Here is a 12494-nt window from a genome sequence, read left to right as displayed (position 1 = left end):
TATGCGCTGGGTGGGCTCGGGGTGGCTGGCGCCCGGTTGGCCCGGGGGGATTCATCGGGTGTGGTGGTGGGTCCAGGTGGTGAGGAGGTCACCGGCCAGGGGTGTGAGGTGGGTTAGGTCGAGCGCGGTGGCGGTGTGGTCGAGGAAGGTGTGGACGGCTGGGTGGGGGTGGCCGTGGCGGGGTGCGGGGAACAGTCTGGTGGTGGCCAGGGTGCGGGCAAGGGTGACGGTTTCGGGGTAGGTGACGGCGTCACGGGCCAGGAGTGTCCAGGAGCCGATCACGGGCTGGACGCCGGGGTTGGTGGTCTGGAGGAGTCGTCGGCGGTGTTGCCAGCGGGCGGCGAGGGTGGTGTGGGTGGAGTGGTCGTGCCAGCGGGTGGTGATCGCGGTGGCCCAGGTCCACGCGTCCGCGGCGCCGGTCCGGCGTCGTAGGCGCTGATGGCCCGTGTGGGCGCGGGTGAGTTCGGGGAGCGCGGCGGTTCGCAGGCTGTGGTGGGGGCCGGCGGCCCAGTGATTGTGGCGTGGGCACAGCCGTGTGTGGTCGGGCAGGTAGGCCAAGGCCCGGCCGGTGGTGCCGCCTGTGCGGCGACGCGTGCAGGAGGGGCAGGCCCGCAGCGGTGCGTGTCGGGGGTCGAGCCTGCGCCAGGAGGCGTGGCCGCCTCCGTGGCCCATAGGCGTGTGCCCGCCGTCGGCGGGGTTCGGACAGGGAGCTCCGAGGCAGGGCAGCGCGCGGGTGAGGTGGTGGTGGGGGATGCGGGTGAACGCGGCCAGGCGGTGCTGCGCCGGGTGGTCGAGGTGGAGTTCACTGCCTCCCGGTGTTCGGCTGGGGCGGCCGGTCACGGTGATGGCGAGGCCGTCCAGCAGGTGGGCCGGGGACAGGTGGTGGGCGGTGGCGACGCGCTGCAGCCAGGACGCGGTGCCTTCCGCGGGCAGGGGCCGGACGTCCAGGAGACTGGGTGCCGGTACCGGCCATCTCACACCGGCCTGGGTACCGGGCCCGGCGGGCGTCTTTCCGGCCCTCCAGCTCGCTCTGGTGTCGCTGCCTGCCGATGGCGCGGCGGGGGCGTGTCCGGGCGCGGGCGGGGTGTTCACCGCCGCCTGGCCGGGCGGGTGGGGCGGTGGTGTTGTTCGGCGAGGTGGTCGAGGGTGATCGCGTCCAACGATGTCTTGGTGATTTTCTCGGTGCCGTCGAGGATTGCGGTGATCGCGGCTTGGCGGATGAGGCGGGAGAGGCTGCCGATGCGGCCGACGGTGCGCTGGTGGAGGTAGGGGGCCAGGCGCCGCAGGGAGCCGGGGCGGTGGGCGGTGAGGTCGAGGGCGTTCTCGAACGCGGCGACGGTGGAGCGGAACGGTGTCTGGTCGCCGATCCGGGCGGGCAGGGGGTCGCAGTCGATCAGTGAGGTACGTCCGGCGAGCTGGGCGCCGCGCACGCCGGAGAACAGTGGGGTGTCGGCGACGTCGATGCCGGCGTAGACGAAGGTCGCGGGCAGGCGTTCGGTGAGGTCTTTGAGGAAGTCGGCGGCTTCCGAGCCGTTGGTGGTGCGGGGGTTGAGGCGGTGGATCTCGTCCACGAGGACCAGGCGCACCCCGACGCTGGCGTACATGCTGCACACAGTGGCGGTGAGCAGGGCCTGGGTCATGCGGGGTGTGACGGGCAGGCCGATGAAGCGGGCGAACTCGGCGGCCAGAGTCTTGGCGCTGGCGCCGGGCGGGACCAGCACGTAGGCGACCGCGGTGCGCCCGGGCACCGGGCCGCGCACGGGCTGGTTGTAGAGGTCGAAGGCGCGTCCGACCTCGAGCAGCGCGGTGCTCTTGCCGGTGGTGGGCGGCCCGGTGACGATCACTCCGGGCCGTGCGGTGCCCTCTTGATGGCGCCCGAGCAGGGTCAGGGAGCGCACGGTCGTGGTGATCTGCTCGAGGACGGGGGTGCGCACGACGACGAACCGGGAGTGGTAGGCCAGCCGCTGGGCGGCGCTGCGCCGGGGCCCCTCGGGGGAGGGCGGCGCGGGTCGTTTGCGGTCGACGAAGCGCCGCCATTCCTCCCAGGTGGTGGGCGTGGCGGTCCCGGCCTGTGCCGCGGGCTGAGGGACGGTCGGGGTTACCACTGCTGCGCCTCTTCGGCGGCGTCGTACAGCCCGAAACCGGCGTCCCCCGTATCCGCGTCGTCGAGGTCGTCCTCATCGTCCCAGCCGGGACCGGGGTCGAGGCCGTCCTCGCCGTCCTTGTCGCCCGGGGCCTGACTTCCGTGGGGTGGCATCGGCGTGGGCCACGGTGCGGCGGCGTCGAACAGCGCCGCGGGCATCTCGTTCTCCCCGGACGCCGTCCCGGCCCGGGCGGCGCCGGCCCGCCGCGGCCTCGGAACAGCCGGTCCGTGGTCGTCAGGCTGCTGCCCGGGGCTGGAGCTCTCCTCGGCGGCGGTCTGCTTCTGGCGCCTCGTCTTCCCGCGTCCTCGGCCCTGTCCGCCAGGATCCTCCACGGCACCGACGGGCCCACCAGGCCCGCTGGTGTCGTCGTGGGGGAGGGCGGCGGGTGCCTGGCGGGTGATCAGGGCGTGTTCCCGGGGGTGGGCGGTGCCGTTTCGGGCGCGGCGCAGGAGGTCGTCGAGGGCCTGGGCGAGGTCGGCTTCGTGCCGGTCGCGGTCGCCGCGGCGGGCGACGGTGTCCTTGAGGTGCTGCCACAGCTGGTCGCCGAAGGGCTGGTGGACGTGGCCGGCGTGGATCCACGGAATGGGCGTGAAGCCGCCGTCACCGAGCCGGACCCAGATCCGGCGGGCGTCGTGGGGGTTGTGGTGGACCTCCCACCGGCCAGCTTGGGCGCTGGTGCCGGAGGGCTGGCCGCGGTAGTCGCCGAGCGCGGGGTGGTCGTAGGTGCGGTGGTTCAGGCGGATGCCTCGCTCGGTGATGGGCTTCCAGACCACGGGCAGCAGTTCGATGTAGTCGTCGCCGGTCAGGGGGAGCGGTACGTGCCCGGTGGCGCCGAGCATGGCGCCCCACACCTCGTTCGGGGTCAGGGCGGTGGCGGGCATCGAGGGGTGGCGCAGTCCCTCGGCGGGGCGGTTGTGCCACTCGACGGTGACCCACTGGTCGAGCATGTCCTGCAGCTGGGCGACGCTCCACACGGCCTCGCGCTGGCTATCGGATCCGCGGCGCAGGACGTTGGAGCCGGTGTGGCCGGCGACGTGCTGGCAGAACAGGGTGTTGATGGACCCGAAGGCGCGCTCGACGTGCCCCTTGGCGGAGGGGCGCCGGGGCGGGGTGGGCTGCACGCTGATGCCCAGGCTCTCGCAGGCGGCCAGGAACGCCGCGGAGAGGAAGATCCGGCCGCGGTCGACGACCACGGTCTCCGGCACCACCACCGGGCGGCCCGCAGCATGCTCCAGACGCGGATCCGCGTCCAGAAGGTTCTCGTACGGCACGGGCGCGCGGGACATCGCCAGGGCGCCGGGCCAGCCGGGGCGCAGCGGGTGCGGGACGGCCATCTCGGCGAGCAGCAGCGCCGCGTCGACGGCCTTGGTGCTGGCCGGGCGCAGGACGGCGGCCAGGATGGAGCGGGTTGCGACGTCCAGCGCGATGGTCAGCTCCGGGCGGCCCGTGGTGCCGTCGGCGAAGACGGCCATGACGTCCAGGCGGGTGGAGTCGAGCATGACCTGCTCGCCCGGGCGCAGCGCCACTGTGGGCGTGAACGGCCGCCCCGGTGAGGCGGTGGCGGTGCGCGCGGGCCGGCCGGGCGGTTCGGCGGGGTCGGCCAGCGCCTTCACCAGCCGGTAGAACGTCGCCTGCGCCGGAAGTTTCACCGCCCTGGGACCGTACCGGTCGTCCAGCACCTGACGAGTGAGCTGCATCAGCCCCTTCACCGTGCCTGTGGAGCGGCCGCGCTGGCGCCGCAGCGCCTCCAGCACCGCGGCGACGACCTTCTCGTCGGCGCGCCCGGTGCGGCTGACCGGCTTGGTGGTGCGGTGGTCGACCAGCCCCCACAGCCCCTGGCGCCGGTAGTTCAACCGCATCCGCTGCACGGTGCTGACAGCGACGTGTTCCCACCCCAGGGCCGTGAGCTCGTCGGCCTTGGCCTGCTCCCGCTCGGCAAGCGTATGCAGCTCCGGGTCGTACTGCGGCCGCGGCACCCCCGCCGCGCCCTCCCCGCCGGCGAGTCCGTATTCGACCTCCTGGATGTGGCGCTGCCAGGCCAGTGCCTTCTCCTGCTCGCGCACCGGCACCGTCTGGAACAGCCCCCACTGCGGCACCCCCGCCTGCGGCCGCGCGCCGGTCACCGCGAAGTCCGGCGCCGCCACCAGGTGCCCGGCCAGCACCGTCGCGACCTCCCCGCGCTCGCCGGCCAGCCGCACCAGCTGCCCCTCCACCCCGACCACCTGCCAGGAACGCCCGTCGAAGATGATGTGCGCGCCCACCGCCAGCACCCGCCGACCCGACCCGCCGCTCACGCCGCCACCCCCCGGCCCACCACGGTCCCGGCGTCCAACGGCCGATCCGCCAACTCCGTGGACAGAGCACCGGACCACAGCAGATGGAAGACCATCGGCCCCGCCCGCAACGGCACACCCACCGCCGCGACCCCATCCGCCAGCGGCCGCGGCTCGGCGAACGCCGCCAGCACCGCCTCACGCAGCACCCCGTCAGCACCGAACCGCGGATGCCGGTACCCGGCCAGCCACCGCACATTCGCCGCCACCACCGGCGACGGCGGCTCCAACCGCCGATACACCCACCCCACCCCCTCACACACCTGCGCCAGCACCCGCGCCGCCCGCTGCGCCGCCAGCCCGCCCACGCCCGCAACGGCAGGACAGTCGGCCAGCAACGCCCCGCCGTCCGCGTAGCGGGCGAACAACTGCGGCACCCAGGAACGCACCACTCCGTCCTCCTCACGCCACAGCAGCCGCACCGGCCGCCCCGCCAGACCCGTCACCGAACGCTCACGGTCCAGCAGCATCAACTGCATCCGCATCGCCATCGACCCGTGCGCCACCAACCGCCCCGTCGTCGAAGACCACCACCACCCCGGACCCCAGCTGCGCCCCGGCACCACCGGGAACGCCGCAACCGGCCCCAACTCCTCGAACCGCACCTGTCCGGCCGCCCGCCCCAGGCGCTGCTGGACCACCTCGCCAGCGACCGTGACGAAGCACGCCTCCACCCTCGCCGCATCCATCAAACCCACTCCTCACCGCAGAGACCCGCCGCCAGGCAGTCAAGTCCGTTGAGAATCCGGCAGATAGAAGAACAGGCACCGTTCACTCCAACGAGTGCTGCGCCTCTCGCCTGCTGTGCCTGTACTGGACGTGCCGGGGCTCGATCGGCGGTGAGGCCGGCTCCTTGCTGGAGCTGCGGGAGAAGGCCGGCCCGGACTGGCTGAAGCGCCCGCAGTGCGTCAGCGACCGGGAGACGGAGGAGCTGGGCCCGTCAGTGCTGCCCGCCCCGACCAAGCGCGAGCAGGTAGCCGCCTTGGTCTCCGCTCCGGACGATCCGGGGTGGGAAGACCGGGTGCTGCACGCCAAGCTCCACCCGGCGAGGGGCCGGCGGGTGTGACCTGTTGGTGTTGTGGGGCGTGAAATTGGCTCTATATGCCAGGTTGTCTGGACCTTTGGTTGGTCCTGTTGGGGTGTCCGGATGGGTGGTGACTCACGCTCGGGTTGGTGACTGTGTGTGGTGGCGGAGTGGGGTCGGGGGTCCGGTGGGGCCGCTCGGGGGCCGGTGGGGTGTTGTTGGGGCGCATTCGAGGATGAATTCCTCCAGGTATCCCGTTCGGTTGTTTTGGCGGATTGGTTGCCGGTGGTGGTCTGAATTCGGGTGGAATTGCGCGGGCGGGGTGGTGGCGGGGGTCGGTGTTCGGTTTCGTCCGGGGTGGAGCCGCCGGGCCCCGCGCCGTCCGGCCCTGCTGCGCCCTGCCTGCCTGCTGTGCCGCCGTCCGGGGCGGTGTGCGGGCCTCGCGGTGCTGCTGTCCCTGGCCGCTGGGCACCGCCGTTCCGGCTGGACGGCTGGGTGGCCGTCAGGCCGCCCTGGTGGCTGCCCGTGGAGGACGTCCGGGAGCCCTGGGGGAGGCCGTGTGGGGTCGTCGCGCCTGCTGTCGCGTTGGGCTGTCGTGTGGGGTGGTGTCGTGTGGTGTGACGTGGGCGGATACCCGGTTTCTCCTGTGTGTGGTCTGGGCTGCCCTTTGGCCTCAGTTGATCCAGGCTGCGTCTCTTTGACCGGTGGTTGGCTCGCTACGCTGCTGGGATGAGTGCCAGCGAGCTGGTCGTTGACCTTCGTGGTCGGCAGATCGAGACACTGAACGACTTCTGGGACGCGGTGAGCAAGCCTTGCGGGCTGCCAAAGTGGTTCGGCCGGAACCTGGATGCGTGGTCGGACACGATCGAGACCCGGGGTGTCTCCGAGGTGATCGACAGCCACGACATCCTTGTCGTGCACGTCGACCAGCGGGGTCTCTTCGAAGGGCACCAAAGGGAGGCCGACGCCCTGGCCAGCACCTTCGACGGAGAGCAGAACCGGCTCATCGTTCACGGACCGGATCGGCCTGCATAAACGACTCGATCCGGTCTGCCGCGTCCCCTTGGTCTCTTGCCACTGCGCCCCGGTCCGCCCGGCTCGGCCGCCCGTCCAGGCTGTCCCCGCCGGTGGCGGTGCCCACCTCGCTGCGCCGCCGTCCTGGTGCTGCGCCCCGCCGTGGTCTGGCCGGGTCCGCTCGCTTCCCGTTGTCTTCGGCCGGGCTGGGAGGCCTGGTGGGGAGGGGGGTCAGCGATTGGCGAGGTGGCGGGAGGTGAGTTCGATGTCGTGGAGCTGGGTGGTGGTCAGGCGTCGGGCTTCCCAGATGACCGAGGCGAGATCCGCGGCCCGGGTGTGGAGGGGCGGCAGGTCGTCGGGGAGGTGGATGCCGCCGAGCGCGGCGAGGCCGGGGGCGGGGATACCGAGCACGCCCGCGAAGCCGGCTACCAGCTCGGGGGTCGCTTCGACGGTGCCGCGGCCGACCCCGCCGATGGTGGCCGGCGACAGGTAGATCCGGCCGTCGGTGACCGCGTACAGGGCCTTGGCCGTGACCGTCCAGGTGAGGTTCCGGCTGTGGGCGAGTTCCAGGAGCACCGCGCCGAAGCCCGGCTCGTACCGGTGGTATGGCCGGTCGACCCCGCCACGCCCCTCCCGCACTACCGGGGGCTGCGCCCGGATCGCGTCCAGCAGCGGTCGCCGGTTCTCGGCGGGCATGACCATCGTGTTGTAAACGACGGTGTCGATCGACCAGTGCGGGTTGCGGGTGGTCGGTGTCAGGTCGTCGGGTACCGGTTGTCCGGCGAGGACGAACAGGTCGGCGGCGTGCAGGCCGAGGACCGGTCCGAGGTCCCTGAGCAGCCGTCCGGTCGGCGGCTGCCCGCCGAGCACGGCTTGCAGCTCTGCTGGGTCGGTGCCGGCCGCCGCCGCGAGCGTGGCGGAGTCGAGCGCCCGTTGGCCCGCCAGGTGCGCCAGCAGCGCGCCGAACTGCAGGAGGCCTGTCATGCCGTCAGCCTATCGACGGCCGCCGACCGCCAGGCGCTGGCCGTTCCGGGAGCACCGTCCTGGGGGTGTTCGGGCGCGGGCAGTGGGCCGTTGCCGGGTGCCGGCCTTCTTGGGGTGGGGCTGGGCGGGGTGGTGGGTGCAACGCGGTGTTGCGCTGAGGTGTAGCACGGGGCTGTGTTGCGGGTCTGGCCAGGTGTTATGCGATCGGGAGCGGGGGCGGGTGGGTCCTCGTGACTTTGCCGGCGGCAAGGCCGAAAGTGGAGGTGTGGGGGTTGCGACGAACGAGATGATCATCATGGAATACAGCCGGAGCGAAGTCATTGCCGCACTGCAGAGAGCCGGATACTCGGAGGAGGCGGAGGAAGCGCTGCACGAGCTGCCCGACCCCGTAGATCTGGACCGCCTCGCGGCCTGGGGCCAGGAACACGGAATAACCAGAGACGGGCTCATCAGCCGGATGGGCGGCAGCCCCTGAGCGCGGAGTCAACCGATGGAGGGCTGCACCCCCGCTTGGGCGTGTTGCGGTGCGGTGTTGCACCGGCTGCTCGGTCCGCCGGCCTCGGCGGTTCCCGCTGCCCCGCCGCCCCGCCCGGCGCCGCGCCCCGCCGCTGCGCCCTGGCTGGCCGCCGAGCCGTCCCGCTGCGCCCGGTGCCGTCCTGGCCGCGCGCTCCTTGGAGGCCCTGGTGGCCGGTCCTGGCCAGCCTGGGGCTCTGTTGTGGGCCGCTGGTCAGGTGAAGAGGTCGGGACGGGGACAGGTTTCGAGGGGGAGGTGGGGGCGGTCCGCCCATTGCCACCAGACGTGACTCAGAGGGCAGCCCCAGACGGCGCGGCAGGTGCGCTTGCCGTCGTCGTCCCGTTTGAAGAGAGCCATGGCGAGCCCCGTGAGGGGCTGGTCGCATGTAGGGCAGGCCGGCGTGTTCTGGTCGGAGGGCACGACAGGCACGCTACCGGCCACCACGCGGTCCACTCCCGCCCGCTGCGCCCTGGATGCCGTCCTGGCCCGGGTGTTCGGTTTGGTGGTGTTGCTGCGGGAATTGCGTCGTTGACGCTGTGCGGGACTTTCTGGGTGGCTTGGAATTGCGGTCGAGGTGTCGGCGGGTGAGGTTTCAGGGGGGTGTAGTTGCGGTGTGGGATGGCGTGTGGGCTGGGGTTTTGTCGATGGGGTGAGAACGGGTGGGTGAGGGTTCGCGGTGCTGGACGGTGGCTGTGGGCTGGGGATGTCGTGGGTTTTGTGAGTGTGGTGGTCGGTGTTGAGGGTTTCGCTGTGTGTTAATGGCTGTTTTCGTGTTTTGGCTGGTCAGGGCTGTTTTGCCTGGTCGGGTGGGGGGTCGTGGGGGCTGTCCGGGCGCTCGCCGGAAGGCTGTTCTCATTGATCTTGGGGTGTTCTCGGCTCATGTCGGGTGCGGGCCGGGCTGGCCCCGGCTGTCCGGGGCGGTGTTCTCACTGTTGTTGAGGGTTTCTCAGCCGCTTGGTGGCTGGTGTCCCTGTCTTCATCGGGCCTGCCTGCGGGCGTGGGGGCGTGGCGGGTGGTGGGTTTCTGCTTGGTGGTCCAGGCGCACCGCGTCGAGGGTGGTTTTGGTGATGCGTTCGGTGCCGTCGAGGATCGCGACCAGGGCGGCTTCGCGGATGAGGCGGGCGAGGCTGCCGATACGTCCGGCGGTGCGCTGGTGGAGGTAGGGGGCGTGGCGGGCCAGGCTGCCGGGCCGGTGGCGCTGGAGGTCGAGGGCTGCTTCGAGGTCGGTGACGAGGTCGGTGAACGGGCGGCGGTTGCCGAGCCGGGCGGGTAGCGCGCCGGTTTCGACGAGGCTGGCGCGGGCGGCGAGTTGCGCGCCGCGGACTCCGCTGAACAGGGCCGTGCCGGTGACGTCGATCCCGGCGTAGACGAAGGTGGCGCCGATGCGTTCGGTGAGGTCTTTGAGGAGGTCGGCGGCTTCGGCGCCGGTGGTGGTGCGGGGGTTGAGGCGGTGGATCTCGTCGATCAGCACGAGGCGTACACCGGCGGTGTTGTAGGTGTGGCAGACGGCCTGCATGAGCTGCGCTTGGGTGGTGCGGGCGGTGACGGGGATGCCGAGGTAGCGGGCGAAGCCCGCGGTCAGGGTCTTGGCGCTCGCTCCTGGGGGGACGAGGACGTAGGCGACGGGCACCACCGGCTGCTGTCCGGGCGGGGCGGGGTGTTGTCGCCTGTGGGCGAGGTGGCAGGCGCGGCCGACTTCGAGGAGCGCGGTGGTTTTCCCGGTGGCGGCGGGCCCGGTGAGGATCAGGCTGGGGCGGGCGGTGGTGCGCTGGTGGCGTCCGAGCAGCATCAGCCGGCGCACGGTGAGGGCGAGGGTGTCGATGGCGGGGGTGCGGACGGTGACGAACGCGGAGTGGTAGGCCAGGCGTTCCTCGGTGCTGCGCTGCGGGTCTCCGGGGGCGGGTGGTGCGGGGGCGGGGGTGGTGGCGAAGGTCTGGAAGCCATGCCAGGTGTCGACCGCGTACGGCGCTGGTTCCGCCGGCCCCACCGCGGCGTTCGGGGTGTTCGTGCCGGCGCTGTTCACCGCCTGTGCTCCTTTCCCTTGGTGCCCACCGGTGCTGGAGCGTGCCGGTACCCGCGATGGGGGCTGTGACCGGGCACCGTGTGCCCGGCCCAGGGGAGCGCTCGGTGGCGCGGCCAGCAGTGCCGTAAGACCCCCGTACGGCCGCGCAACGCTCCGGCACGGCCGCGCTGCGCCGCCGGGGCCGCGGCCGGTCCGGAACGGGAGTGGTGGTGACGTCGGCCGTTGTCGGCCCCGGGGGTGTGGTGGTGGGTGTTCACCATCGTTCGGCTTCCTGGTGGGCGTTCCACAGGCCGAGGCCGGTGTAGGGCGGGGCAGGGGAGTGGCCGGCGGGATGTCCGCTGCTCCAGTCGTCGCTGTCGTCCTCGTCGTCGGTCCACTGGCCGGTGTCGGGTTCGGTGTCCAGGGCGTCCAGGCTCTCGGTGTCTTCCCAGCCGCCTGTGTCCGCGCCGCCCCCGGTGCGGGGGCGGCGCGCGGTTCGTCCGGTCGCGTCCGGCGGCCTTGGTGTGCCCGGGCGGTCTTCCTGCCCCGGCTGTACCGGCTGCGTTGCACCGTCGCCGGTGCTGGCCGGTTGGGGGATGCGGGCGGGGTGGGCGCGGGTGAGGAGGGCCTGTTCGGTGCGGGTGGCGTGTCCGGCGGCGGCGCGGCGGATCAGGTCGTCGAGGGCCTGGGCGAGGTCGGCCTCGTGCTGCTCCTGGCCGCTGTCGCCTCGGCGTAGGGCGGTGGTGCGGATGTGCTGCCAGGTGCGGTCGTCGAAGGGCTGGTGGACGTGGTCGCGGTGGATCCAGGGGATCTCGACCAAGCCCTTGGGGTGGCCGGGTAGGCGGACCCAGATCTGGCGCAGGTCGTGGGGGTTGTGGTGGACCTCCCACCGGCCGGCCCGGGCGGGGACGGGGGAGGGCTGGCCGCGGTAGGGGCCGAGGAGGTCGTGGTCGTAGGTGCGCTGGCCCAGGCGGATGCCGTGGTCGCTGATGGCGAGCCAGCGCACGGGCAGCAGTTCGAGGTAATCCCGCCCGGTCAGCGGGACCGGGACGTGCCCGGCGACGGCGGTCAGAGCGTCCCACATCTCGTTCGGCGTCAGCTTGGTCTTGGGCAGCACGGGGTGGCGCAGCCCGTTGTGGGGGCGGTGGTGCCAGTGGACGAGCCATTCGTCGAGGAGGTCCTGCAGCTGGGCGACGCTGTAGCAGGCGTGCTGTTCGACGTCGCGGCCGCGCTCGGTGACGTTGGAGCCGGTGTAGCCGGGCAGGTACTGGCAGAACAGGGTGTTGATGGACCCGAACGTCCGCTCCACGATTCCCTTCGCCGTCGGCGCGTGCGGCGGTGCGGGCTGGACGCTGACCCCGAGGCTCTGGCAGGCGGCGGTGAACGTCTCGGAGAGGTAGATCTTCCCCCGGTCGACGACGATCGTCTCCGGCACCACCACCGGCCGCGCCGCGGCGCCGTGCAGGCGTTCGTCGACGGACATCAGCTCCTCCCGGTGGGGGATGGAGGAGCGGGCGAAGCGCAGCACCGCGGGCCAGGTGGGCCGGGCGGGGTGGGGGACGGCCATCTCGGCGAGCAGCAGCGCGGCGTCGACGGCTTTGGTGCTGGCCGGGCGCAGGACGGCGGCCAGGATGGAGCGGGTGGCGACGTCGACGGCGATCGTCAGCTCGGGCCGGCCCAGGGTGCCGTCGTCGAAGACGGCGAGGACGTCCAGGCGGGTGGTGTCGACCTGGACCTGCTCGCCCGGGCGCAGCGCGACGGTCGGGGTGAACGCCCGTCCTTCCCTGGGCCCGGGGACGCCGTCTCCGCGCCCGTGCAGGTCCTCGCGCGGGTCGGTGAGCTGGGCCACGAGCCGGTAGAAGGTGGCCTGCGAGCACATCGCCACCGCATCCCCGTGCCGTTCCGTGAGGATCCGGGCGGCCACGGGGAACAGCGCCTTCACGGTGCCCTTGGAGCGGCCACGCCGGCGCCGGATCGCCTCCTTCACCGCGGCCACGACCCGCTCGTCGGTGCGCCCCGCAGGGCTGGGCCCGCGGGTCGAACGGTGGTCGATCAGCCCCCACAGGCCCTGCTTGCGGTAGTCCAGCCGCATCTTCTGCACCGTGGAACGCGAGATCCGCCCGAAGCCGAGCGCGGTGAGCTCCTCGGCCTTGGCCCGCTCCCGCTGCGCCAGGGTGTACCGCCCGGGGTCGTAGCGCTCGTTGGCCACGTAGCCGGCTGCGGCCCCGTCGGGGTGGCCGGTCTCCACCTCCCGGATGTGCCGGCGCCACGCCAGCGCCCGCTCCCTGGCCGCGGCCGGGGCCGTCTCGATCAGGCCCCACTGCGGCGCGGTCTCCGGTGCGCTTTCCGGCCCGGGGCCGGTGAGGGCGAACGTGGGGTCAGCGTGTCGGCGATCAGGGAATTCCCCGCCTGGAGCGGTGTCGGCGTCACGTAATTCCCCACCCGGACGTTCACGCAATTCCCCATGGGGACGGCGGTC

Annotated in this window: 10 protein-coding genes; 3 read left to right on the top strand and 7 right to left on the bottom strand. The window is 72.6% G+C overall.

Features of this window, described 5'->3' with window-relative positions:
• Window positions 1-51 precede the first annotated feature (51 nt).
• The 4 genes from ACGF0D_RS39750 to ACGF0D_RS39735 all read right to left on the bottom strand — a co-directional run bounded on the left by ACGF0D_RS39750 (window position 52) and on the right by ACGF0D_RS39735 (window position 5166).
• The gene (locus tag ACGF0D_RS39750) at window positions 52-978 is read right to left on the bottom strand and encodes a TniQ family protein (protein ID WP_392924959.1); all 927 of its coding nucleotides are present in this window, start codon (window positions 976-978) and stop codon (window positions 52-54) included.
• Window positions 979-1088: 110 nt separating this feature from the next.
• Window positions 1089-2105, bottom strand: coding sequence for a TniB family NTP-binding protein (locus tag ACGF0D_RS39745; protein WP_392924957.1), 1017 nt, complete (start codon window positions 2103-2105; stop codon window positions 1089-1091).
• On the bottom strand, window positions 2099-4438 hold the full coding sequence (locus tag ACGF0D_RS39740) for a Mu transposase C-terminal domain-containing protein (RefSeq protein WP_392924955.1): 2340 nt from the start codon (window positions 4436-4438) through the stop codon (window positions 2099-2101). Before ACGF0D_RS39740 ends, ACGF0D_RS39745 begins: the two co-directional genes overlap by 7 nt.
• Complete coding sequence (locus ACGF0D_RS39735; RefSeq protein ID WP_392924953.1) at window positions 4435-5166, bottom strand: TnsA-like heteromeric transposase endonuclease subunit; 732 nt, start codon at window positions 5164-5166, stop codon at window positions 4435-4437. Before ACGF0D_RS39735 ends, ACGF0D_RS39740 begins: the two co-directional genes overlap by 4 nt.
• A 164-nt stretch (window positions 5167-5330) precedes the next feature.
• Here ACGF0D_RS39735 and ACGF0D_RS39730 point away from each other — a divergent pair, with 164 nt between their 5' ends.
• Window positions 5331-5543, top strand: coding sequence for a hypothetical protein (locus ACGF0D_RS39730; RefSeq protein WP_392924951.1), 213 nt, complete (start codon window positions 5331-5333; stop codon window positions 5541-5543).
• 687 nt (window positions 5544-6230) lie between these two features.
• The gene (locus ACGF0D_RS39725; protein WP_392924949.1) at window positions 6231-6536 is read left to right on the top strand and encodes a barstar family protein; all 306 of its coding nucleotides are present in this window, start codon (window positions 6231-6233) and stop codon (window positions 6534-6536) included.
• Window positions 6537-6746: 210 nt separating this feature from the next.
• On the opposite strand, the gene ACGF0D_RS39720 is transcribed toward ACGF0D_RS39725, so the two are convergent.
• Window positions 6747-7499, bottom strand: coding sequence for a hypothetical protein (locus ACGF0D_RS39720; RefSeq protein WP_392924948.1), 753 nt, complete (start codon window positions 7497-7499; stop codon window positions 6747-6749).
• A 286-nt stretch (window positions 7500-7785) separates the two neighbouring features.
• Between ACGF0D_RS39720 and ACGF0D_RS39715 the strand changes: the two genes are divergently transcribed.
• A complete protein-coding gene (locus tag ACGF0D_RS39715) occupies window positions 7786-7974 on the top strand; it encodes a hypothetical protein (protein ID WP_392924946.1) in 189 nt (62 codons plus the stop codon).
• A gap of 1015 nt (window positions 7975-8989) precedes the next feature.
• Here ACGF0D_RS39715 and ACGF0D_RS39710 read toward each other — a convergent pair.
• Window positions 8990-10000 (bottom strand): TniB family NTP-binding protein, encoded by a 1011-nt coding sequence (locus ACGF0D_RS39710; RefSeq protein WP_392924996.1) that lies wholly within the window; start codon window positions 9998-10000, stop codon window positions 8990-8992.
• 289 nt (window positions 10001-10289) lie between these two features.
• The gene (locus ACGF0D_RS39705; protein ID WP_392924944.1) at window positions 10290-12263 is read right to left on the bottom strand and encodes a transposase; all 1974 of its coding nucleotides are present in this window, start codon (window positions 12261-12263) and stop codon (window positions 10290-10292) included.
• Window positions 12264-12494: the final 231 nt, after the last annotated feature.

Source organism: Kitasatospora sp. NPDC048298 (genome assembly GCF_043201465.1).
In the GTDB taxonomy this organism is placed as follows: domain Bacteria; phylum Actinomycetota; class Actinomycetes; order Streptomycetales; family Streptomycetaceae; genus Kitasatospora.
Note: the sequence above shows the minus strand (reverse complement) of the source record. Positions and strands in the feature narration are given on the sequence as shown.